We start from the raw sequence: 24,536 nt of genomic DNA, 5'->3' as shown, positions 1-24,536 counted from the left end.
CCTTATGCGGTAGGAGCGATCTCCGGGATCCGCGGCTTGGCGTTGCCTGCAAACGTGAACTTGGCGTCGTCACCTTCGCCGTCCACATCCACCACAACGATGTCACCGGAGTGCAATTCGCCGAAGAGGATCTTCTCGGAGAGCTGGTCCTCGATCTCGCGCTGGATGGTGCGGCGCAGCGGCCGGGCACCCATTGCGGGATCGTAGCCACGGGTGGCCAGAAGAACCTTTGCTGCCGTGGTGAGCTCGATGCCCATGTCCTTGTCCTTGAGGCGGCGCTCCAGGCGGGTAACGAACATGTCCACGATCTCGATGATCTCGTCCTGGGTGAGCTGCGGGAACACCACGACGTCGTCAACACGGTTGAGGAACTCGGGGCGGAAGTGCTGCTTGAGCTCCTCCGTGACCCGGGCGCGCATCCGGTTGTAGCCAGTCTGGGTATCCGTGCCGGACTGGAAGCCCGTAGCGACGCTCTTTGAGATATCGCGGGTACCCAGGTTGGTGGTCATGATGATCACGGTGTTCTTGAAGTCCACCACGCGGCCCTGGGAGTCGGTCAGTCGGCCATCTTCCAGGATCTGCAGGAGCGAGTTGAAGAGGTCCGCGTGGGCCTTCTCAACTTCGTCGAACAGGACCACGGAGAATGGACGGCGACGAACCTTCTCGGTCAGCTGGCCGCCTTCTTCGTAGCCGACATAGCCCGGAGGTGCACCGAAGAGACGCGAAACCGTGTGCTTCTCGGAGTACTCGGACATGTCCAGCGTGATGAGGGCATCCTCTTCACCGAACAGGAACTCGGCAAGGGCCTTGGCGAGCTCGGTCTTGCCGACACCCGTAGGCCCGGCGAAGATGAACGAGCCACCGGGACGCTTGGGGTCCTTCAGGCCTGCACGTGTGCGGCGGATAGCCTGCGACAGGGCCTTGATGGCCTCGTCCTGGCCGACGACGCGCTTGTGCAGTTCGTCTTCCATCTTGAGGAGGCGCGAAGACTCTTCCTCGGTGAGCTTGAAGACGGGAATGCCGGTGGAGTTCGCGAGGACCTCGGCGATCAGGTCTTCATCAACCTCGGAGATGTCATCCATGCCGCCGGACTTCCAGTTGCGTTCCTTCTCAGCGCGTTCGGCAATGAGCTTCTGCTCTTTGTCGCGCAGCGAAGCGGCACCCTCAAAGTCCTGGGCGTCGATGGCGGATTCCTTCTCCATCTTGACGTCGGCAATGCGCTCGTCCATGGCCTTGAGCTCCGGCGGAGCGGTCATGCGGCGGATACGCAGGCGTGCACCGGCTTCATCGATGAGGTCGATCGCCTTGTCCGGCAGGAAGCGGTCCGAGATGTAGCGTTCGGCCAGCTGCGCGGCTGAGGCGAGGGCGCCGTCGGTAATCGTTACGCGGTGGTGTGCCTCGTAGCGGTCCCGCAGGCCCTTGAGGATCTCGATCGCATGAGCGACGGAAGGCTCCTTGACCTGGATCGGCTGGAAGCGGCGCTCAAGGGCAGCGTCCTTCTCAATGTGCTTGCGGTACTCATCCAGCGTGGTGGCACCAATGGTCTGGAGTTCACCACGGGCAAGCATCGGCTTCAGAATGGACGCAGCATCGATGGCGCCTTCAGCAGCACCGGCACCAACGAGGGTGTGGATCTCGTCAATGAAGAGGATGATGTCGCCGCGCGTGCGGATCTCCTTGAGGACCTTCTTCAGGCGCTCTTCGAAGTCACCACGGTAACGGGAGCCGGCAACCAGTGAACCAAGGTCCAGCGTGTACAGCTGCTTGTCCTTGATGGTCTCCGGGACGTCGCCGCGGACAATCGCCTGGGCAAGGCCCTCGACGACGGCCGTCTTACCGACGCCGGGCTCACCGATGAGCACTGGGTTGTTCTTGGTGCGGCGGGAGAGGACCTGCATGACGCGTTCCATCTCCTGCTCGCGGCCGATCACGGGATCGAGCTTGTTCTCGCGGGCAGCCTGGGTGAGGTTGCGTCCGAACTGGTCCAGAACCACCGAACCTGCCGGGGTTCCCTCCGGCTGGCCCTGGCTGGAACCCGAACCCGCGGTTTCCTTGCCCTGGTAGCCGGAAAGCAGCTGGATGACCTGCTGGCGGACCCTGTTGAGGTCCGCGCCAAGCTTGACCAGTACCTGGGCAGCAACGCCTTCGCCCTCGCGGATGAGGCCGAGCAGGATGTGCTCGGTACCAATGTAATTGTGGCCGAGCTGCAGTGCTTCGCGGAGCGAAAGCTCAAGCACCTTCTTGGCGCGCGGGGTGAAGGGGATGTGCCCGGATGGAGCCTGCTGGCCCTGGCCGATGATCTCCTGCACCTGTTCGCGGACGCCATCGAGCGAAATGCTCAGGGATTCAAGCGCCTTTGCGGCAACGCCTTCACCCTCGTGGATCAGACCCAAGAGGATGTGCTCGGTACCAATGTAATTGTGGTTGAGCATCCGTGCCTCTTCTTGGGCAAGGACAACCACGCGACGGGCACGGTCCGTAAATCTCTCAAACATTTCGCCACACTCCTAGCTACGACGTACTTTGATGCTACGTGCCGAAGCCCGACTTTTGGAGCGTGTTCGCCACAGGGGAAACATGACGCCCAGTGGAATAAACCCGGCACCCCCTTCGCGGCACCGAGGCCTGCCCGGCGGAACGCCTGTCCCACGCCCGTGCCGGCCTCGGGGAGGACGTGGTCAGCCATCCAGGACAGCGGTTGGCCGGAGAACGCCTGCCGCCCGCTGACGAGGCGCATTGGCGAGGGCGCTTTGACCAGTCGTTTTGAGCAGGGCGCTTTGACCAGTCGTTTTGAGCAGGGCGCTTTGACCTGTCACTTTGAGCAGGGCGCTTTGACCAGTCGTTTTGACCGGTTCCAAAAGGTCGCATAATGCCAACCGTGGGCCCCGGAACGATTCACGGAATATTCCAAGGCCCGGTTCAGGCACCCCCCGGAAGGCCTGACAACAAACTATGGGCTTAAAAAGCCAATGCCCCGGCAGAAGCTGCCGGGGCATTGAAGGCGGGTGAATCAGGAATTGGCCTTCTGGTACGCTTCCTGAATTTCAGCCTGAATACGTCCGCGGCTGTTTACGGTGTAACCGTTGTCACGAGCCCATTGACGGATCTGTGCCGAATCCTGGTTTCGGGTTGCAGTCGCACGGCCACGTGTTGCACGGCCCGAAGAGGTCTTCCTGGCCTTGGCTACGTAGGGCTCCAGTGCTTTGCGCAGAGATTCTGCGTTAGCCGTGGACAAGTCCATCTCGTAGCTAACGCCGTCCAGCCCGAAACGGACAGTTTCGTCCGCTGACCCTTCATCCAGGTCATCGACGAGGATGATTTTAACTTTCTGTGCCATGAGTAGCCTCTCTTTTGGAGGGTTGGATAATCAGAAATTTGAGGGTTCCTATTCCTGATTATCGTTCACGCCAAGCACGCACGTCAAAGGCACTTTTTGGGTTTCCTGCTAAGGCCACCCAATTTGCAGGCTATTTAGCTGCCGGGCCTTCACCCTCAGGGCCGGAATTCCGCAAATTGGCCTCGGCTTGGGCCCGGGCTTCCGCCTGCCGCTCGGATTTGTCCGCATTGAAGATCGACTTCATGGCAAACCAGAAGATCAACCCAACAACGATCGATGGCGCCAGGACTGCGATGTATTCCATGATCAGTGTCCTTCAGGCTTCAGCAAAGGGAACAGAATGGTTTCGCGGATACCTGCGCCAGTGAACAACATGACGAGGCGATCGATGCCGAGCCCGATACCACCCATGGGTGGGGCACCGTATTCAAGGGCGCGAAGGAAGTCTTCGTCCAGTTGCATGGCCTCTACGTCGCCGGCAGCAGAACGGCGTGACTGCTCCGTAAGCCGTTCGCGCTGGATAACGGGATCAATGAGTTCGGAGAAGGCCGTGCCACGCTCCATGCCCCCGATAATCAGGTCCCATGCCTCGATGAGCCGGCCGTCTTCGCGATGCGGACGCGCAAGCGGTTGAGCGGACGGAGGGTAGTTGTAAACGAACGTCGGGTTCAGCAGCGTGGGTTCCACAATCTCGCCAAAGAGCTCAACCACGATCTTCTCCGCGTCCCACTGCGGGTCCACCTTGATCTCGTGCCTGGCAGCAATGGCCAGCAGTTCATCCACAGTGGTGTCGGGAGTGACTTCAACGCCAACCGCTTCAGAAAGCCCCGGGTACACCGCAACCCAGGCCCATTCGCCGTCGAGGTTGATCTCGCCTGCATCCGTCTGGATGGTACGGGTGCCAACCACGTCCGAGACGTTCAGGATGATTTCCTTCATGCGCTCGGCCATGACGAACTGGTCAGCCCAGGCTTCGTAGCACTCAAGGGTGGTGAATTCGGGGCTGTGCGTGGAGTCCACGCCTTCGTTCCGGAACACGCGGCCCATGTCGTAGACACGGTCGATGCCACCCACTACGGCGCGCTTCAGGAAGAGTTCCGTGGCGATGCGCAGGGTCATCTTCTGATCGAACGCGTTCATGTGCGTCTCGAACGGACGGGCCGTTGCACCACCGTGGACCAGCTGCAGGATGGGGGTCTCCACCTCGACGTAGCCGTGGCGGTCAAGGGTGTCGCGGACAGACCTCGTGATGGCAGCACGCTTGTAGACCATCTCGCGCGCTTCATCGCGGACGATGAGGTCCACGTAGCGCTGGCGAACACGGGTTTCTTCGTTAAGCTCCGCGTGCAGGACCGGGAGCGGGCGCAGGGCCTTGGAGGCCATGGACCAGGAATCGGCCATGACGGAGAGTTCACCACGGCGGGAGGAAATGACTTCACCCTTGATGAACACGTGGTCGCCAAGGTCAACCAGGGCTTTCCAATCGGCCAGCCCTTCCTCGCCCACATTGGCCAGGCTCAGCATCGCCTGGAGACGAACGCCCTTGCCGTCAACGCCACCTTCCTGGAGGGTGGCAAAGCAGAGCTTGCCGGTGTTTCGTACGAACACGACGCGGCCGGTGACGCCTACGATGTCACCAGTGGTTTCGTCGGCTTCCAGATGCGCATACTTTTCGCGGATCTCGCTCAACGAATGCGTCCGCTCAACGCCCACAGGATAGGCCTCTGTGCCACGTTCGATCAGCTTGGCGCGCTTGTCCATCCGGATACGCATCTGCTCGCTGGCATCGATGGGCTCTGCGGAGGTGTTCAGGGCTGGGGTGTTTGCGGAAGTCACAGTCCTTAAGTTTACCGGTGATTACGGGCCTCTATTTCCGGGACATAGACTCGGGCTGTGGAGACGTGGACAGTTGAAACGGACGACGGCGGCGGGCAGCTTGAGGTGCACACCTTCCGGCCGGCGTCGGAAGCCTCGATTCCCGGTTCGCACGCACCTGCGGAACCGTCCGGCGTCGTCGTGGTCCATGGGACTTTGGTGACCGATTCCCTGTACTGGCCGTTCGCGCGGACCTTGGGCACCATGCTGGGACGGCCTGTCCATTGCTATAACCGCCGGGGCCGCGGACGTTCGGCGCCACAACCGCCAGGCTACTCCGCCGGCACCGAGATCGCAGACCTCCGGGGGGTGATGCGCAGTACCGGTTCAAAGGATGTCGTGGCGCACAGTTATGGCGGTTTCGTAGCCCTTCAGGCTGCTCGCAGCACGGAGATCAACCGCTTGGTCACCTACGATGCTGCCGTCTCGTTATCAGGAAATCTCCATGGCCGGTGGCGTCCGGAATTGGAAGCCGCAGTTACCGCAGGCCAACTGGACCACGCGTGGGCCCATCTGGTGCAGGGTTTGGGAACCGCCGGCCCCATCTCATACCTGCCCATGGGGGCATTACGGATGCTGAGCATCCTCTCAGCGCAGACCCGGCTGGGTTCGGAGATGCGCTCCCTGTTGCCCACCGCCGTCGCCGAAATGCGCGCGGTCCTGGACGCCGACGCGCATCTTCACGATTTCACCTCGCTCGCGACCCCAACACTCATGCTTAGCGGTGGCTGGAGTCCGTCCTACTTCGCAGAAACCGGCCGCATCCTTGCCGGAGCGGTTCCAGCCATCGATTTCGCTATTGTCCCCTTGCAGTTCCATGAAGGTCCCCTGCGGCCCGGCAGGCGGCTTGCAGCCCGAATCGCCCGCTTCCTTTCAGGAGGCACCGCCCCGATGCCAGCGCGTCCCAGGATAAGCCGGTGAGGGAACGCACCATCAAAACGCACGACGGCGGCAAGCTCGCCTTGTACACCTACGGCGCGGAAGACGCACCCGGGGAGCGCCGCGTGGTCCTGATCGGCGGCGCATTCCTCACAGCCCTGATCTATCGGCCCTTTTCCATCGCCCTCGCGAAAGGCCTCGGCGAGGGGTGGGCCGTGGACGTCTACGATCGCAGGGGCCGCGGCAACTCAAGCGATCAACCACACAACTACTCCATGGTCACGGAAATTGCGGACGTGCGCACCATCATGGATGCTACCGATGCAAGGAACATCCTCGGCCACAGCCTGGGCGGGTCGGTGGCCCTCAACGCTGCGCAGGCGTTTGCCGGCACGCACCACCAACCGGACCGGCTCGCCGTCTACGACGCCGCCGTGAACATCGACGGAAGCATGGATACGGATTGGATGGCCGGTTTCGAAGACTCCGTGAACAAGGGCAATATCAACCTTGCACTGGCCCGCATGAGGCGGGGAATGCATCCCGGAAGTGCCCTGGCCCGGATCCCTGAACCTCTGCTCGTGGGCCTCATGGCCGTGGTTTCGCGAACCAAAGTCAACAAGATGTTCCGCGAACTCATGCCATCCGGCGTCGGAGAACTCAAAGCTGCCTTCGACGCCACGGAAACTCCGCGTGACTTCTCCGCCCTTCCTCCCAATACCCACTTCATGGTGGGCAAGAAGAGCCCGCAGTACTACAAGGTGACCGCAGCGCGTTTGCACGCCGCTGTTCCCGGAAGCACCCTCGAGATATCGCCAAAGGGCTTCCACGGTTCCGTTCCAGCCGCCGTGAACGAACTCGTGATGGACATCTCCGACTACTTCAGAAGCTGATTGTTATCCACATAGCGTCCGGCATGCTGCCTGCGTTCAGGTGGCTCGGTTAGGCTCAAGACATGACGCGCGAGATCATCACCACAAAGGACGGCGGACACCTCGAGGTACTGACTACGGGCGGTGACCTGGCAGCTGCAGGCTCCGGTATCGTGGTGGTGCCTGCCTCAATGGTCACGGCCACCGACTACACACGTTTCGCGCAGAAACTGAGCGAGTCCCTTGGCCGGCCCGTCCACACCTTTAACCGCCGCGGACGCGGTGAATCCTCTCCGCAGCCGGAGGACTACACCCTCGAAGCCGACATCCGCGATCTTGACTCAGTCATGAAACACACATCCAGCACGGACGTATTCGGGCACAGCTTCGGCGGCGCCGTCGCACTGCATGCGGCACGCACCTTACCGGTTGAGCGACTCGCCGTTTACGATCCCGCCGTCTCGGTCAACCACAGCGTCAAAGCCGACTGGACGCCGGAATATGAACGCGCGACGGCGGCAGGAGACTACGATCGCGGCCTCGCCGTACTCATCAAGGGAGTAGAGACCGGCGGGGCCTTCGCGCGCATGCCCCTCTCGATGTTGACGCTCGCCACCAAGCTGACCGCCGGAACACCCATGGGCAAGCAGATGCGGGAACTGATGACGTGCGGAGTCCGCGAAATCAAGGCTGTGATAGCCGCGGACATGCCCGCCGAGCCGTTCCTGGAGCTGCCCCTTGAAACGCTGATCGTGGTGGGCGAGAAAAGCCCCGCATACTTCGGGGTGGCCTGCGGCCAGATCCACGACGTCCTATCCGGCTCGAGCTACACCATCCTCCCCGGGTTCGGGCACGATGGCCCCAACAAAGCGCCCGACAAGCTCATCGCAGAATTGTCTGGGTTCTTCTCGGGCTAGGGAGTTTCACATCCGCGTGGGCGTTCCCACGCTGGCTGTGAATTGTGTGGTTAAAGTGGGGAAGCCCCGACCGTGGTGGTCGGGGCTTCCCGTTAATGTTTGTCCGGCGGTGTCCTACTCTCCCACACCCTCCCGGGTGCAGTACCATCGGCGCTGTGGGTCTTAGCTTCCGGGTTCGGAATGGGACCGGGCGTTTCCCCCACGCTATGACCGCCGTAACCTTGTTACCCGTCCCGCGCACCGTTTGTGGTGTGGGGTGGGAAGACTGTGTGGTTACAACTGTGGTGTTGTGTATTCAGTTGTTGGTTCCTGGAACGGTTGTTGTTCGGGAACCACATAGTGGACGCGTGCAGTGTGTTGTGTGTGGTGTAAGTTGTTGGCCTATTAGTACCGGTCAGCTTCACGAGTCTTTGGTCCTCGCTTCCACATCCGGCCTATCAACCCAGTGGTCTGGCTGGGGGCCTCTCACACGTATTGTGTATGGAAATCTCATCTTGAAGCGAGCTTCCCGCTTAGATGCTTTCAGCGGTTATCCCATCCGAACGTAGCTAATCAGCGGTGCACTTGGCAGTACAACTGACACACCAGAGGTTCGTCCGTCCCGGTCCTCTCGTACTAAGGACAGCCCTTCTCAAATTTCCTGCGCGCGCAGCGGATAGGGACCGAACTGTCTCACGACGTTCTAAACCCAGCTCGCGTACCGCTTTAATGGGCGAACAGCCCAACCCTTGGGACCTACTCCAGCCCCAGGATGCGACGAGCCGACATCGAGGTGCCAAACCATGCCGTCGATATGGACTCTTGGGCAAGATCAGCCTGTTATCCCCGAGGTACCTTTTATCCGTTGAGCGACGGCCATTCCACAATGTACCGCCGGATCACTAGTCCCGACTTTCGTCCCTGCTTGAGATGTCTCTCTCACAGTCAAGCTCCCTTGTGCACTTACACTCGACACCTGATTGCCAACCAGGCTGAGGGAACCTTTGGGCGCCTCCGTTACTTTTTAGGAGGCAACCGCCCCAGTTAAACTACCCATCAGGCACTGTCCCTGACCCGGATCACGGGCCGAAGTTAGATGTCCAAAGTGACCAGAGTGGTATTTCAACGATGACTCCACCCGAACTGGCGTCCGGGCTTCAACGTCTCCCACCTATCCTACACAAGCCACTCCGAACACCAATACCAAACTATAGTAAAGGTCTCGGGGTCTTTCCGTCCTGCTGCGCGTAACGAGCATCTTTACTCGTACTGCAATTTCGCCGAGTTTATGGTTGAGACAGCGGGGAAGTCGTTACTCCATTCGTGCAGGTCGGAACTTACCCGACAAGGAATTTCGCTACCTTAGGATGGTTATAGTTACCACCGCCGTTTACTGGGGCTTAAATTCTCAGCTTCGCCCACAAGGGGCTAACCGGTCCTCTTAACCTTCCAGCACCGGGCAGGAGTCAGTCCGTATACATCGTCTTGCGACTTCGCACGGACCTGTGTTTTTAGTAAACAGTCGCTTCCCCCTGGTCTCTGCGGCCCACACCCGCTCACGGAGAGCAAGTCTCCATCACGGGGCAGGCCCCCCTTCTCCCGAAGTTACGGGGGCATTTTGCCGAGTTCCTTAACCATAATTCTCTCGATCGCCTTGGTATTCTCTACCTGATCACCTGTGTCGGTTTGGGGTACGGGCGGCTAAAACCTCGCGTCGATGCTTTTCTAGGCAGCATAGGATCACCGGATCCCCCCGAACGGGAGTCCCATCAGATCTCAGGATCGTGCTCGAAACACACAGGAACGGATTTGCCTATCCCTGACCCTACATCCTTGGACCGGGGCAACCATCGCCCGGCCCGGCTACCTTCCTGCGTCACACCTGTTAATACGCTTACCTCCCGGGATCAGGTCCCGCGCTCGGCCAAAACCCACACACCACAAGGGTGGGCGGGCAGGCTCCGGGCGGTTAGTATCCCCCGCTTGGCATGGGCGGTTTTTCGCCGGTACGGGAATATCAACCCGTTGTCCATCGACTACGCCTGTCGGCCTCGCCTTAGGTCCCGACTTACCCAGGGCAGATTAGCTTGACCCTGGAACCCTTGATCATTCGGCGGACGGGTTTCTCACCCGTCTTTCGCTACTCATGCCTGCATTCTCACTCGTGTAGGCTCCACCGCTGGTTTCCACCGCGACTTCACTGCCCACACGACGCTCCCCTACCACTCCACACCCCTGAACCACGAAGGCTAGGGTACTGTGTGAAATCCACAACTTCGGCGGTGTACTTGAGCCCCGCTACATTGTCGGCGCGGAATCACTTGACCAGTGAGCTATTACGCACTCTTTCAAGGATGGCTGCTTCTAAGCCAACCTCCTGGTTGTCTTCGCAACTCCACATCCTTTCCCACTTAGCACACGCTTAGGGGCCTTAGTTGGTGGTCTGGGCTGTTTCCCTCTCGACTATGAAGCTTATCCCCCACAGTCTCACTGCTGCGCTCTCACTTACCGGCATTCGGAGTTTGGCTGACGTCAGTAACCTTGTAGGGCCCATCGGCCATCCAGTAGCTCTACCTCCGGCAAGAAACACGCAACGCTGCACCTAAATGCATTTCGGGGAGAACCAGCTATCACGGAGTTTGATTGGCCTTTCACCCCTACCCACAGCTCATCCCCTCCATTTTCAACTGAAGTGGGTTCGGTCCTCCACGACGTCTTACCGTCGCTTCAACCTGGCCATGGGTAGATCACTCCGCTTCGGGTCTAGATCACGCCACTACACTCGCCCTGTTCAGACTCGCTTTCGCTACGGCTACCCCACACGGGTTAACCTCGCGACGTAACACTAACTCGCAGGCTCATTCTTCAAAAGGCACGCCGTCACAGTTACTTGTGATTACTCACGACTGCTCCGACGGATTGTAAGCACACGGTTTCAGGTACTGTTTCACTCCCCTCCCGGGGTACTTTTCACCTTTCCCTCACGGTACTGGTCCGCTATCGGTCATTAGGAAGTATTTAGGCTTATCAGGTGGTCCTGACAGATTCGCACGGGATTTCTCGGGCCCCGTGCTACTTGGGATCCTCTCCAGGCGGTACACAACATTACGGTTACGGGGCTCACACCCTCTCTGGCCGGCCTTTCAAGACCGTTCACCTATGCCTGCACTACACACCCCACCGGTCCGGCAGAACCAGTACGGAAAGTCCCACAACCCCGCCCATGCAACGCCCGCCGGCTATCACACATGGAAACGGTTTAGCCTGATCCGCGTTCGCTCGCCACTACTAACGGAATCACTCTTGTTTTCTCTTCCTGCGGGTACTGAGATGTTTCACTTCCCCGCGTTCCCCCCACGCACCCTATGTGTTCAGATGCGGGTCACACAATCACCCAAAAGCGTTGTGCGGGGTTTCCCCATTCGGACATCCTGGGATCAACGCTCGGTTATCAACTCCCCCAGGCTTATCGCAGATTCCTACGTCCTTCTTCGGCTCCTAATGCCAAGGCATCCACCGTGTGCCCTTAAAAACTTGACCACACACAAACCAGCAAACCCACAACAAAGGGGCCCACCGGTTCACGATGCATCATCTATTCGAGAGAACCACGGCCACAAAGGGCCAGGTTCATTCATAAGAAATTGCTGTAAGAACACACACCCACCAACCCCGAAGAGCCGGCACCATGCGTGTTCTAGATGCTCGCGTCCACTATGTAGTTCTCAAACAACAACCCCGTCAACCAGACCCCCAACACCCACACGGGTGCCGGTACGAACCGGAAGCAGGAACAAAAGAAACACCAGAACTGTGTCCCCCTGCATTGCTGCAAAAAGGTCCTGTTGCCTCAGGACCCAACAGTGCGCCAAACACAACCCACACAAACCACGCCCCGGCACGTTCCCAACACCACACACCCCCAAAGGGGCACGCACTGCCGTACTAACACCAGGACACAACCGGTAAGGCCATGCCAAACAAACGTTTGATTCGTTGATATTCCACCCATGAGCACCCACCGCAGAACATACGCCTGCTCAATGGGCAACACTGACAACCACCAGCCCCCGCATGCACGGGAACCAGACACGGTTGTTAGCAGCTCCTTAGAAAGGAGGTGATCCAGCCGCACCTTCCGGTACGGCTACCTTGTTACGACTTAGTCCCAATCGCCGGTCCCACCTTCGACGGCTCCCCCCACAAGGGTTAGGCCACCGGCTTCGGGTGTTACCAACTTTCGTGACTTGACGGGCGGTGTGTACAAGGCCCGGGAACGTATTCACCGCAGCGTTGCTGATCTGCGATTACTAGCGACTCCGACTTCATGGGGTCGAGTTGCAGACCCCAATCCGAACTGAGACCGGCTTTTTGGGATTAGCTCCACCTCACAGTATCGCAACCCTTTGTACCGGCCATTGTAGCATGCGTGAAGCCCAAGACATAAGGGGCATGATGATTTGACGTCGTCCCCACCTTCCTCCGAGTTGACCCCGGCAGTCTCCTATGAGTCCCCGCCATAACGCGCTGGCAACATAGAACGAGGGTTGCGCTCGTTGCGGGACTTAACCCAACATCTCACGACACGAGCTGACGACAACCATGCACCACCTGTAAACCGACCGCAAGCGGGGCACCTGTTTCCAGGTCTTTCCGGTTCATGTCAAGCCTTGGTAAGGTTCTTCGCGTTGCATCGAATTAATCCGCATGCTCCGCCGCTTGTGCGGGCCCCCGTCAATTCCTTTGAGTTTTAGCCTTGCGGCCGTACTCCCCAGGCGGGGCACTTAATGCGTTAGCTACGGCGCGGAAAACGTGGAATGTCCCCCACACCTAGTGCCCAACGTTTACGGCATGGACTACCAGGGTATCTAATCCTGTTCGCTCCCCATGCTTTCGCTCCTCAGCGTCAGTTACAGCCCAGAGACCTGCCTTCGCCATCGGTGTTCCTCCTGATATCTGCGCATTTCACCGCTACACCAGGAATTCCAGTCTCCCCTACTGCACTCTAGTCTGCCCGTACCCACTGCAGAACCGGAGTTGAGCCCCGGTCTTTCACAGCAGACGCGACAAACCGCCTACGAGCTCTTTACGCCCAATAATTCCGGATAACGCTTGCGCCCTACGTATTACCGCGGCTGCTGGCACGTAGTTAGCCGGCGCTTCTTCTGCAGGTACCGTCACTTTCGCTTCTTCCCTACTGAAAGAGGTTTACAACCCGAAGGCCGTCATCCCTCACGCGGCGTCGCTGCATCAGGCTTTCGCCCATTGTGCAATATTCCCCACTGCTGCCTCCCGTAGGAGTCTGGGCCGTGTCTCAGTCCCAGTGTGGCCGGTCACCCTCTCAGGCCGGCTACCCGTCGTCGCCTTGGTAGGCCATTACCCCACCAACAAGCTGATAGGCCGCGAGTCCATCCAAAACCACAAAAGCTTTCCACCACCATGACATGCGCCAGATGGTCATATCCGGTATTAGACCCAGTTTCCCAGGCTTATCCCAGAGTCAAGGGCAGGTTACTCACGTGTTACTCACCCGTTCGCCACTAATCCCCCCAGCAAGCCAGGGATCATCGTTCGACTTGCATGTGTTAAGCACGCCGCCAGCGTTCATCCTGAGCCAGGATCAAACTCTCCGTTGAAAACAAAAAATCAAACAGACACAACCACACCCACCGGAAATAACGGCGAACACGGCTGCACAAAATTCGAAACCAGCTGAAAACCAAACCACCACACACGGGGGTGCGCAGCAGCCTGGCCATAATTTCAACCAATCAAAAAACAATCGGCATCAACAAACTTGGCACACTATTGAGTTCTCAAACAACAGACCCTCCAAAACATCACCCCGGACAGCGCACCACAAAGCAGCACACCCAACAGGGCCATTGGAAAAGAAGAGTTATTTTTGGCCGCCTACCGAACCGTACACACCTTCCGGCTTTCCGTTTCGCACCCGGCGACTCAGAAAACAATACACGCCCCACACCCCCAACGCAAATCCACCCCAACACACCCAAACACACCCCCAAAAACCCGCGCCAGCACCGCCGTCGAGCACTACTCCGCACGTTCATCAGCCTGGCCAACGTGACCACTTCCGATGACGACCGTGTGCACTAGTGGGAGGATGGGACGCATGGAACTGCACATCACAGGAGATGCCGCCGCCGACCAGCTATTGAGTGACGATGCCTTCGCATTGCTGACCGGAATGTTGCTCGATCAACAGGTGACCATGGAGTCGGCATTTGCCGGTCCAGAGAAGATCCGTGCGCGCCTTGGGTCACTGGATCCTGGCACGATCGCAGACTACGACCCCGCAGGCTTCGTGGAGGTATTCAAGGAACGCCCTGCCGTGCATCGTTTCCCAGGCTCCATGGCTGGCAGAGTCCAAGCCCTGGCCGAAACGGTACACCGGGATTGGAACGGAGACGCTGCGGCAATCTGGACCAGCGGCAATCCCGACGGCGATGAGGTACTGCGCCGGCTTAAGGCATTGCCTGGATTCGGAGAGCAGAAAGCGAAAATCTTCCTGGCCCTGCTTGGTAAGCAATGCGGCCTTCAAGCCAATGGATGGCGGGAAGCAGCGGGGCACTACGGCGAAGAGGGTTCATACCTCTCTGTTGCCGACATCGTCGACCCCGACTCCTTGGTCAAAGTTCGCGCCAGCAAACAAGCGGCCAAGGCGGCTGCAAAGGCTTCCAAGGCAACGGGCGGCTAATCACTCCCGCGTCGACGGGCACCTGACGCATGGTCCTTATGGCATTCCGCCACTTGCCAGCTTTATCCACATAGGCGGATGTAGGTCTGATGTGACATTGGTCGTGCTGGAAGAGTGATTTCCATGGACGGCGTTCTGGAGCGGGCTGAGGCTACTGAGGTTTCGGGCCTGCCTGTGCCTGGTGGCTCTGGGGTTCAGGAGCTGCTGGCCGTGCTGGACTCTTTCCGGGTCAGCGCGGACAGCAACGAGTTGATCGATCAGATTCGCGGACTGGAAGACGCGAAATCAGCGATCGCGGCGTTGCAGGCGCGGGCAGCGGTCGCGTTTGACCTGGCCCAGCGCCGCGAACAAACCGCCAGCGGCGTCCCCTCCCCGGATCTCGGTCAGGGGGTTGGCGCGCAGATCGCCCTGGCGCGGCGGGAATCACCCAACCGTGGTTCCCGCCTCCTCGGACTCGCCAAGGCGCTCGTGTCCGAGATGCCCCGCACCATGGCCGCCCTGGAAACCGGACAACTGAACGAATGGCGGGCCACCATCCCGTGGCACAACGGCGGACCCACCAGCCTCGCCAACAGCGCAGGGCTCTGCGAAGCCTGCAACCACACCAAAGAAAACCCCGGCCGCAACGCCAAAACAATCCCCGGCAGCCGACATCACCTCGAAATCAGCACCCCCACCGGCCACACCTACCAATCCAAAGCCCCACCACTGCCAGCGAATGCGGCCGCTGCGACATGAAGTGCCGGACGGTCGAACGTCAGTTTCGGCATCGGCGGCAACGGGCTCGTCGTCCATTCCTAAATATCCCGGAGGACTCCCGCGTGAGGTCCGGCTATGGGCCTGCGGCAATGGGCGGGCGGCGTTGGGTTGGGGTGGTGTTACCGAGGGCCCCTACTACGATGATTTGGGGGCAGTTAACGAGTGAAGGCCTCCATGATGATGGAGGCCTTTGTCTTGGGTTCAGGGTTGGCAGGCGCCTGGTTCGGTTGTTAGGTGTGGTTAAAGTGGGGAAGCCCCGACCGTGGTGGTCGGGGCTTCCCGTTAATGTTTGTCCGGCGGTGTCCTACTCTCCCACACCCTCCCGGGTGCAGTACCATCGGCGCTGTGGGTCTTAGCTTCCGGGTTCGGAATGGGACCGGGCGTTTCCCCCACGCTATGACCGCCGTAACCTTGTTACCCGTCCCGCGCACCGGTTTTGGGGTGTGGGGTGGGAAGACTGTGTGGTTACAACTGTGGTGTTGTGTATTTAGTTGTTGGTTCCTGGAACGGTTGTTGTTCGGGAACCACATAGTGGACGCGTGCAGTGTGTTGTGTGTGGTGTAAGTTGTTGGCCTATTAGTACCGGTCAGCTTCACGAGTCTTTGGTCCTCGCTTCCACATCCGGCCTATCAACCCAGTGGTCTGGCTGGGGGCCTCTCACACGTATTGTGTATGGAAATCTCATCTTGAAGCGAGCTTCCCGCTTAGATGCTTTCAGCGGTTATCCCATCCGAACGTAGCTAATCAGCGGTGCACTTGGCAGTACAACTGACACACCAGAGGTTCGTCCGTCCCGGTCCTCTCGTACTAAGGACAGCCCTTCTCAAATTTCCTGCGCGCGCAGCGGATAGGGACCGAACTGTCTCACGACGTTCTAAACCCAGCTCGCGTACCGCTTTAATGGGCGAACAGCCCAACCCTTGGGACCTACTCCAGCCCCAGGATGCGACGAGCCGACATCGAGGTGCCAAACCATGCCGTCGATATGGACTCTTGGGCAAGATCAGCCTGTTATCCCCGAGGTACCTTTTATCCGTTGAGCGACGGCCATTCCACAATGTACCGCCGGATCACTAGTCCCGACTTTCGTCCCTGCTTGAGATGTCTCTCTCACAGTCAAGCTCCCTTGTGCACTTACACTCGACACCTGATTGCCAACCAGGCTGAGGGAACCTTTGGGCGCCTCCGTTACTTTTTAGGAGGCAACCGCCCCAGTTAAACTACCCATCAGGCACTGTCCCTGACCCGGATCACGGGCCGAAGTTAGATGTCCAAAGTGACCAGAGTGGTATTTCAACGATGACTCCACCCGAACTGGCGTCCGGGCTTCAACGTCTCCCACCTATCCTACACAAGCCACTCCGAACACCAATACCAAACTATAGTAAAGGTCTCGGGGTCTTTCCGTCCTGCTGCGCGTAACGAGCATCTTTACTCGTACTGCAATTTCGCCGAGTTTATGGTTGAGACAGCGGGGAAGTCGTTACTCCATTCGTGCAGGTCGGAACTTACCCGACAAGGAATTTCGCTACCTTAGGATGGTTATAGTTACCACCGCCGTTTACTGGGGCTTAAATTCTCAGCTTCGCCCACAAGGGGCTAACCGGTCCTCTTAACCTTCCAGCACCGGGCAGGAGTCAGTCCGTATACATCGTCTTGCGACTTCGCACGGACCTGTGTTTTTAGTAAACAGTCGCTTCCCCCTGGTCTCTGCGGCCCACACCCGCTCACGGAGAGCAAGTCTCCATCACGGGGCAGGCCCCCCTTCTCCCGAAGTTACGGGGGCATTTTGCCGAGTTCCTTAACCATAATTCTCTCGATCGCCTTGGTATTCTCTACCTGATCACCTGTGTCGGTTTGGGGTACGGGCGGCTAAAACCTCGCGTCGATGCTTTTCTAGGCAGCATAGGATCACCGGATCCCCCCGAACGGGAGTCCCATCAGATCTCAGGATCGTGCTCGAAACACACAGGAACGGATTTGCCTATCCCTGACCCTACATCCTTGGACCGGGGCAACCATCGCCCGGCCCGGCTACCTTCCTGCGTCACACCTGTTAATACGCTTACCTCCCGGGATCAGGTCCCGCGCTCGGCCAAAACCCACACACCACAAGGGTGGGCGGGCAGGCTCCGGGCGGTTAGTATCCCCCGCTTGGCATGGGCGGTTTTTCGCCGGTACGGGAATATCAACCCGTTGTCCATCGACTACGCCTGTCGGCCTCGCCTTAGGTCCCGACTTACCCAGGGCAGATTAGCTTGACCCTGGAACCCTTGATCATTCGGCGGACGGGTTTCTCACCCGTCTTTCGCTACTCATGCCTGCATTCTCACTCGTGTAGGCTCCACCGCTGGTTTCCACCGCGACTTCACTGCCCACACGACGCTCCCCTACCACTCCACACCCCTGAACCACGAAGGCTAGGGTACCGTGTGAAATCCACAACTTCGGCGGTGTACTTGAGCCCCGCTACATTGTCGGCGCGGAATCACTTGACCAGTGAGCTATTACGCACTCTTTCAAGGATGGCTGCTTCTAAGCCAACCTCCTGGTTGTCTTCGCAACTCCACATCCTTTCCCACTTAGCACACGCTTAGGGGCCTTAGTTGGTGGTCTGGGCTGTTTCCCTCTCGACTATGAAGCTTATCCCCCACAGTCTCACTGCTGCGCTCTCACTTACCGGCATTCGGAGTTTGGCTGACGTCAGTAACCTTGTAGGGCCCATCGGCCATCCAGTAGCTCTACCTCCGGCAAGAAACACGCAACGCTGCACCTAAATGCATTTCGGGGAGAACCAGCTATCACGGAGTTTGATTGGCCTTTCACCCCTACCCACAGCTCATCCCCTCCATTTTCAACTGAAGTGGGTTCGGTCCTCCACGACGTCTTACCGTCGCTTCAACCTGGCCATGGGTAGATCACTCCGCTTCGGGTCTAGATCACGCCACTACACTCGCCCTGTTCAGACTCGCTTTCGCTACGGCTACCCCACACGGGTTAACCTCGCGACGTAACACTAACTCGCAGGCTCATTCTTCAAAAGGCACGCCGTCACAGTTACTTGTGATTACTCACGACTGCTCCGACGGATTGTAAGCACACGGTTTCAGGTACTGTTTCACTCCCCTCCCGGGGTACTTTTCACCTTTCCCTCACGGTACTGGTCCGCTATCGGTCATTAGGAAGTATTTAGGCTTATCAGGTGGTCCTGACAGATTCGCACGGGATTTCTCGGGCCCCGTGCTACTTGGGATCCTCTCCAGGCGGTACACAACATTACGGTTACGGGGCTCACACCCTCTCTGGCCGGCCTTTCAAGACCGTTCACCTATGCCTGCACTACACACCCCACCGGTCCGGCAGAACCAGTACGGAAAGTCCCACAACCCCGCCCATGCAACGCCCGCCGGCTATCACACATGGAAACGGTTTAGCCTGATCCGCGTTCGCTCGCCACTACTAACGGAATCACTCTTGTTTTCTCTTCCTGCGGGTACTGAGATGTTTCACTTCCCCGCGTTCCCCCCACGCACCCTATGTGTTCAGATGCGGGTCACACAATCACCCAAAAGCGTTGTGCGGGGTTTCCCCATTCGGACATCCTGGGATCAACGCTCGGTTATCAACTCCCCCAGGCTTATCGCAGATTCCTACGTCCTTCTTCGGCTCCTAATGCCAAGGCATCCACCGTGTGCCCTTAAAAACTTGACCACACACAAACCAGCAAACCCACAACAAAGGGGCCCACCGGTTCACGATGCATCATCTATTCGAGAGAACCACGGCCACAAAGGGCCAGGTTCATTCATAAGAAATTGCTGTAAGAACACACACAAACATGTGCGTGTCCTAGATGCTCGCGTCCACTATGTAGTTCTCAAACAACAACCCCGTCAACCAGACCCCCAACACCCACACGGGTGCCGGTACGAACCGGAAGCAGGAACAAAAGAAACACCAGAACTGTGTCCCCCTGCATTGCTGCAAAAAGGTCCTGTTGCCTCAGGACCCAACAGTGCGCCAAACACAACCCACACAAACCACGCCCCGGCACGTTCCCAACAACACACACCCCCAAGGGGGCACGCACTGCCGTACTAACACCAGGACACAACCGGTCAGGCCATGCCAAACAAACGTTTGATTCGTTGATATTCCACCCATGAGCACCCACCGCAGAACATACGCCTGCGCAATGGGCAACACTGACAACCACCAGCCCCCGCATGCACGGGAACCAGACACGGTTGTTAGCAGCTCCTTAGAAAGGAGGTGATCCAGCCGCACCTTCCGGTACGGCTACCTTGTTACGACTTAGTCCCAATCGCCGGTCCCACCTTCGACGGCTCCCCCCACAAGGGTTAGGCCACCGGCTTCGGGTGTTACCAACTTTCGTGACTTGACGGGCGGTGTGTACAAGGCCCGGGAACGTATTCACCGCAGCGTTGCTGATCTGCGATTACTAGCGACTCCGACTTCATGGGGTCGAGTTGCAGACCCCAATCCGAACTGAGACCGGCTTTTTGGGATTAGCTCCACCTCACAGTATCGCAACCCTTTGTACCGGCCATTGTAGCATGCGTGAAGCCCAAGACATAAGGGGCATGATGATTTGACGTCGTCCCCACCTTCCTCCGAGTTGACCCCGGCAGTCTCCTATGAGTCCCCGCCATAACGCGCTGGCAACATAGAACGAGGGTTGCGCTCGTTGCGGGACTTAACCCAACATCTCACGACACGAGCTGACGACAACCATGCACCACCTGTAAACCGACCGCAAGCGGGGCACCTGTTTCCAGGTCTTTCCGGTTCATGTCAAGCCTTGGTAAGGTTCTTCGCGTTGCATCGAATTAATCCGCATGCTCCGCCGCTTGTGCGGGCCCCCGTCAATTCCTTTGAGTTTTAGCCTTGCGGCCGTACTCCCCAGGCGGGGCACTTAATGCGTTAGCTACGGCGCGGAAAACGTGGAATGTCCCCCACACCTAGTGCCCAACGTTTACGGCATGGACTACCAGGGTATCTAATCCTGTTCGCTCCCCATGCTTTCGCTCCTCAGCGTCAGTTACAGCCCAGAGACCTGCCTTCGCCATCGGTGTTCCTCCTGATATCTGCGCATTTCACCGCTACACCAGGAATTCCAGTCTCCCCTACTGCACTCTAGTCTGCCCGTACCCACTGCAGAACCGGAGTTGAGCCCCGGTCTTTCACAGCAGACGCGACAAACCGCCTACGAGCTCTTTACGCCCAATAATTCCGGATAACGCTTGCGCCCTACGTATTACCGCGGCTGCTGGCACGTAGTTAGCCGGCGCTTCTTCTGCAGGTACCGTCACTTTCGCTTCTTCCCTACTGAAAGAGGTTTACAACCCGAAGGCCGTCATCCCTCACGCGGCGTCGCTGCATCAGGCTTTCGCCCATTGTGCAATATTCCCCACTGCTGCCTCCCGTAGGAGTCTGGGCCGTGTCTCAGTCCCAGTGTGGCCGGTCACCCTCTCAGGCCGGCTACCCGTCGTCGCCTTGGTAGGCCATTACCCCACCAACAAGCTGATAGGCCGCGAGTCCATCCAAAACCACAAAAGCTTTCCACCACCATGACATGCGCCAGATGGTCATATCCGGTATTAGACCCAGTTTCCCAGGCTTATCCCAGAGTCAAGGGCAGGTTACTCACGTGTTACTCACCCGTTCGCCACTAATCCCCCCAGCAAGCCAGGGATCATCGTTCGACTTGCATGTGTTAAGCACGCCGCCAGCGTTCATCCTGAGCCAGGATCAAACTCTCCGTTGAAAACAAAAAATCAAACAGACACAACCACACCCACCGGAAATAACGGCGAACACGGCTGCACAAAATTCGAAACCAGCTGAAAACCAAACCACCACACACGGGGGTGCATGACGATCCGGCATATAATTTCAACCAATCAAAAAAACAATCGGCATCAACAAACTTGGCACACTATTGAGTTCTCAAACAACAGACACTTACCGGCACCACCCACAACCCCTACAGGGCCGCAGGATCGCTCCGGAGCAACTTTTCAAACTTACCCGATTCGATCGCATGAAGCAAACCGCACTCAGGCCCCCAAGCCAGATCGGAGGCACAAAAAGCACCACCGGAAACCGGTAATTTGAAGGGGATTTCGTCACCATTATTTCCGCATCAGCGGCGGCGACTCAGATAACTTTACACGTGCCATACCGTCCGAACAAATCCGCCCAGACGCCGCCCAAATCCCCGTAAACACTGGGGAAACGGCCCAGAAACACCTCAATAACCGCAAAACCGTTGTTCGTGAAGCCCGTCACACGAAGAAGCAGCGGCAATAGCCGCTCTTTGAAGCGGCACCAAGGATCCGCCGTCGGGCCTCATCAGCGGTCGATATCGGCCAAGCCACCGGGCGATGAACTCAAGAGCAACCGGCAATACACGTCAGGACGTGAGAGAACGACACGCCAAACGCGTCAGGACGTGAGAGAACGACGCTCGAAAACACCGATTATCTGAGAGAACATCCGAAGAAGGCGGCGCGCGAGCGCGCGCAGCGGATGAACCGACAAACAGCCGAACCCCAAACAGCCGAAGCCCCCCACGGCCTGCACCCAAACGGCCCGGCCGTGCCCGGTCAAGGCTCAGTGCCCGGTCAAGGGTCAGTGCCCGGTCAAGACTCAGTGCCCGGTCAAGGGTCAGTGGCCGCCGTGGCCTGCGCCTTCGGTCTTGCGCATCATCGAACCGAGCACCACTGCAGCTCCGGCAATGATGGTTGCCGCCAGGAAGGCGGCTTGCATGCCGGCTACAAGGCCGGACGTTGCGGACACCACGGCGAAGATGGACACGAGCAGTGCAGTGCCAGCGGCACCGGCCACTTGCTGGGCCGTGCTCATGATGGCCGATCCGTGGGAGTACAGGTGCGGAGGCAGCGGGTTCAGGCCAGTGGTGAAGGCCGGCGTGAAGAGGAGTGCCAGGCCGAGGCTCAACGTTACGTGCAGCGCAATGACCCATCCGAGGGCGCTGGCCTGATCGAGCCGCGAGAACTGCCAGAGGGTCAGGACCATGAGGACTGAACCGGATACGGTCAGGGGCAGCGGACCCACTTTGTCGAAGATCCGCCCGATCACGGGCCCCAACAGACCCATGGCCAAACCGCCGGGCAGGAGGGCAAGGCCGGTTTCCATCGGTTGGAGGTGCAGCGTGTTCTGCAGGTAGAGCGGGAGCAGGATAACTCCACCGAACAGGGCCATCATCGCCACGACCATCAGCAGCGTGGACACTGTGAACATTCGGAAGTTGAAGGCCCGGAGATCCAGTAGTGGCGAGTCTGACTTCTGCAGTTTGAGCTGGCGGAAGACGAACAGCGCCAGGCACACGAGTCCCACTACGAGTGCGACGACCGGGACCACCCCGGCGTTTGCTCCACCAATCTGGCTGAGGCCATAGACAAGGCCACCGAAGGCAGGCACCGTGAGGACCACCGAAGTGAAGTCCAAACCAGTCTTCCCGCGCTCCCCCACGTTGGTGAGGTACTTGGCACCAATCGCCAAGGCAGCCAGTGCTACAGGGAGGACGAACACAAACATGAAGCGCCACGAAAAGTGGTCCAGGATGATGCCTGAAACGGTGGGGCCCATTGCGGGAGCGACCGAGATGGCGATGCTGACGTTGCCCATGACGGCTCCGCGCCGGGACATCGGGACAAGGGTGAGGATTGTGGTCATCAGCAAGGGCAGCATGATCGCCGTGCCGCCGGCCTGGACGATTCGCGCAAGGAGCAGCACGGGAAACCCGGGCGCCAGGGCGGCGAGCAGAGTTCCACCGCTGAAGAGTCCCATCGCCAGCATGAACGAGCCCCGGGTGGTCAATCGCTGCAGGATGAACCCGGTAGTGGGAATGACGACCGCCATGGTCAGCATGAACCCGGTGGCGAGCCACTGGACCGTGGGCGCGTCAACCTTGAGATCGGTCATCAGCCGCTGGAGCGCCACGTTCATGATGGTTTCGTTGAGGATCACCACAAAAGTGGCAACCAACAGCGTGACAATGACCGTGACGGATTCACGGGACATCTTCCCGGATACAGGAGCCTGGGCGAGTACTTCCTCTGTGGAGGGCGCACTTGCGGACGCGCCGGAACCGGGCTCGCTGTTGGCGTCGGACGTGACGTCGGTAGACATGAGGATTCCTCAGGTTTGGGCTTGGAGTCCGGCGATCGGTGCCGGTAAAGACAGGAACAGTCTAGACGCCCAAGGGATTCCCGTCAGCAGAAAATCCAAACGTTGGGTATTCAACCTCAGGAATTAAGCGGAACGTTGTCTATCAACCGCACCGGACCTACCTTGGCGGCAATGATTGCCAGCCCTTCGCCGCGGAACGGAGTTTCCTTGCAGTTCTCCGCCAGCGGCTCAAGGGTGGCGGGATCCACGACGTCGAAATAGTCCAGTTCCACCAGTGGCTGGGACTGGACAAGCGCGACGGCGGAATCCAGGTCCAGCGGTTCATGTGCGTTCGCGCGGGACTCGATGAGGCGCAGAGCCCGCGAGAGCACCAGCGCTGCCCCGCGTTCTTCGACCGAGAGGAAGCGGTTCCGGCTTGAAAGCGCCAGCCCGTCGTCATCACGGACGGTTGGCACGGGCACGATCTCCACTGGGAAGTTCAGATCCACGACCATCCGCTTCACGAGGGCAAGTTGCTGGGCGTCCTTCTGGCCAAAGTAGGCACGGTAGACGGGGATGGAACCGTCCGCAGCTGCCCCGCCTGGAAGTCCGTAGTGCAGCAACTTGGCTACCACGGTCAGGGCACCGTCGAAGTGTCCCGGGCGTGAGGCGCCTTCCCATTTCCCGCCCAGCGGACCGGCCGTGACACGGACCAGCGGCTGCCCGCCGGGGTACACCTCGTCCACGGCGGGCGCGAAGACAAGGTCCACTCCTTCGGCATCAAGGATGGCCATATCGGCCTCAAGCGTGCGGGGATAGCGGTCGAGGTCCACGGCGTCGCCGAACTGGAGGGGGTTTACGAAAATGGTGGCCACCACGACGTCGTTCTCTGCCACGGCGGTCCTCGCCAACGCGGCATGGCCTGAGTGCAGGGCCCCCATGGTCGGCACCAGGCCCTGGGAAGTTCCTCGTTTTGAAGCCAGGAGCCGTGCGCTTTCAGTACGCAGTTCGGCCGTGGTGGTCACGAGTTTGATGGCCATGCT

The 24,536-nt window shown here is 59.0% G+C and carries 11 protein-coding genes and 6 rRNA genes; 5 read left to right on the top strand and 12 right to left on the bottom strand.

Annotation, left to right across the window (positions count from 1 at the left end; all coding sequences use genetic code 11):
- Nucleotides 1–2: 2 nt before the first annotated feature.
- The 4 genes from LDN82_RS00715 to lysS form a co-directional block, all read right to left on the bottom strand.
- Nucleotides 3–2,495, bottom strand: a complete 2,493-nt coding sequence (locus LDN82_RS00715; RefSeq protein WP_224094623.1) for an ATP-dependent Clp protease ATP-binding subunit — start codon at nucleotides 2,493–2,495, stop codon at nucleotides 3–5.
- A gap of 515 nt (nucleotides 2,496–3,010) precedes the next feature.
- Nucleotides 3,011–3,337: an Lsr2 family protein gene (locus LDN82_RS00710; protein ID WP_223947524.1), complete on the bottom strand. Its 327-nt coding sequence runs from the start codon at nucleotides 3,335–3,337 to the stop codon at nucleotides 3,011–3,013.
- 130 nt (nucleotides 3,338–3,467) lie between these two features.
- The gene (locus LDN82_RS00705; protein ID WP_216922753.1) at nucleotides 3,468–3,641 is read right to left on the bottom strand and encodes a hypothetical protein; all 174 of its coding nucleotides are present in this window, start codon (nucleotides 3,639–3,641) and stop codon (nucleotides 3,468–3,470) included.
- A gap of 2 nt (nucleotides 3,642–3,643) precedes the next feature.
- Entirely contained in the window at nucleotides 3,644–5,173 is a 1,530-nt protein-coding gene (lysS, locus tag LDN82_RS00700) for a lysine--tRNA ligase (RefSeq protein WP_224166007.1), read from the bottom strand.
- Nucleotides 5,174–5,230: 57 nt separating this feature from the next.
- Between lysS and LDN82_RS00695 the strand changes: the two genes are divergently transcribed.
- The 3 genes from LDN82_RS00695 to LDN82_RS00685 all read left to right on the top strand — a co-directional run bounded on the left by LDN82_RS00695 (nucleotide 5,231) and on the right by LDN82_RS00685 (nucleotide 7,880).
- Nucleotides 5,231–6,133 (top strand): alpha/beta hydrolase, encoded by a 903-nt coding sequence (locus LDN82_RS00695; RefSeq protein ID WP_224166006.1) that lies wholly within the window; start codon nucleotides 5,231–5,233, stop codon nucleotides 6,131–6,133.
- Nucleotides 6,130–6,984, top strand: coding sequence for an alpha/beta hydrolase (locus tag LDN82_RS00690; protein ID WP_224166005.1), 855 nt, complete (start codon nucleotides 6,130–6,132; stop codon nucleotides 6,982–6,984). The genes LDN82_RS00695 and LDN82_RS00690 overlap by 4 nt, the downstream gene beginning before the upstream one ends.
- A gap of 62 nt (nucleotides 6,985–7,046) precedes the next feature.
- A complete protein-coding gene (locus tag LDN82_RS00685) occupies nucleotides 7,047–7,880 on the top strand; it encodes an alpha/beta hydrolase (protein ID WP_224094620.1) in 834 nt (277 codons plus the stop codon).
- Between the two features lie 101 nt (nucleotides 7,881–7,981).
- Here the strand turns inward: LDN82_RS00685 and rrf (LDN82_RS00680) are convergent.
- The 3 genes from rrf (LDN82_RS00680) to LDN82_RS00670 form a co-directional block, all read right to left on the bottom strand.
- A 5S ribosomal RNA gene (rrf, locus tag LDN82_RS00680) occupies nucleotides 7,982–8,098 on the bottom strand.
- Nucleotides 8,099–8,243: 145 nt separating this feature from the next.
- A 23S ribosomal RNA gene (locus LDN82_RS00675) occupies nucleotides 8,244–11,399 on the bottom strand.
- Between the two features lie 573 nt (nucleotides 11,400–11,972).
- Nucleotides 11,973–13,495, bottom strand: a 16S ribosomal RNA gene (locus tag LDN82_RS00670).
- Together the 16S, 23S and 5S rRNA genes form the textbook arrangement of a ribosomal RNA operon.
- Nucleotides 13,496–13,986: 491 nt before the next feature.
- Here LDN82_RS00670 and LDN82_RS00665 point away from each other — a divergent pair.
- Both LDN82_RS00665 and LDN82_RS00660 read left to right on the top strand, forming a co-directional pair.
- The gene (locus LDN82_RS00665) at nucleotides 13,987–14,580 is read left to right on the top strand and encodes an HhH-GPD-type base excision DNA repair protein (RefSeq protein ID WP_224166004.1); all 594 of its coding nucleotides are present in this window, start codon (nucleotides 13,987–13,989) and stop codon (nucleotides 14,578–14,580) included.
- 123 nt (nucleotides 14,581–14,703) lie between these two features.
- Complete coding sequence (locus tag LDN82_RS00660; protein ID WP_224166003.1) at nucleotides 14,704–15,318, top strand: HNH endonuclease; 615 nt, start codon at nucleotides 14,704–14,706, stop codon at nucleotides 15,316–15,318.
- 312 nt (nucleotides 15,319–15,630) lie between these two features.
- Here LDN82_RS00660 and rrf (LDN82_RS00655) read toward each other — a convergent pair.
- From rrf (LDN82_RS00655) to panC, 5 genes are all read right to left on the bottom strand, one after another.
- Nucleotides 15,631–15,747 (bottom strand): 5S ribosomal RNA (gene rrf, locus LDN82_RS00655).
- A gap of 147 nt (nucleotides 15,748–15,894) precedes the next feature.
- Nucleotides 15,895–19,050 (bottom strand): 23S ribosomal RNA (locus LDN82_RS00650).
- A gap of 554 nt (nucleotides 19,051–19,604) precedes the next feature.
- Nucleotides 19,605–21,127 (bottom strand): 16S ribosomal RNA (locus LDN82_RS00645).
- 902 nt (nucleotides 21,128–22,029) lie between these two features.
- Nucleotides 22,030–23,514, bottom strand: a complete 1,485-nt coding sequence (locus tag LDN82_RS00640) for an MDR family MFS transporter (protein ID WP_224166002.1) — start codon at nucleotides 23,512–23,514, stop codon at nucleotides 22,030–22,032.
- A gap of 116 nt (nucleotides 23,515–23,630) precedes the next feature.
- On the bottom strand, nucleotides 23,631–24,533 hold the full coding sequence (gene panC, locus LDN82_RS00635; protein WP_224095171.1) for a pantoate--beta-alanine ligase: 903 nt from the start codon (nucleotides 24,531–24,533) through the stop codon (nucleotides 23,631–23,633).
- Nucleotides 24,534–24,536 lie beyond the last annotated feature (3 nt).

Source organism: Arthrobacter sp. StoSoilA2 (assembly GCF_019977195.1).
Taxonomy (GTDB): Bacteria; Actinomycetota; Actinomycetes; order Actinomycetales; family Micrococcaceae; genus Arthrobacter.
This window is presented reverse-complemented; position numbering and strand designations above follow the sequence as displayed.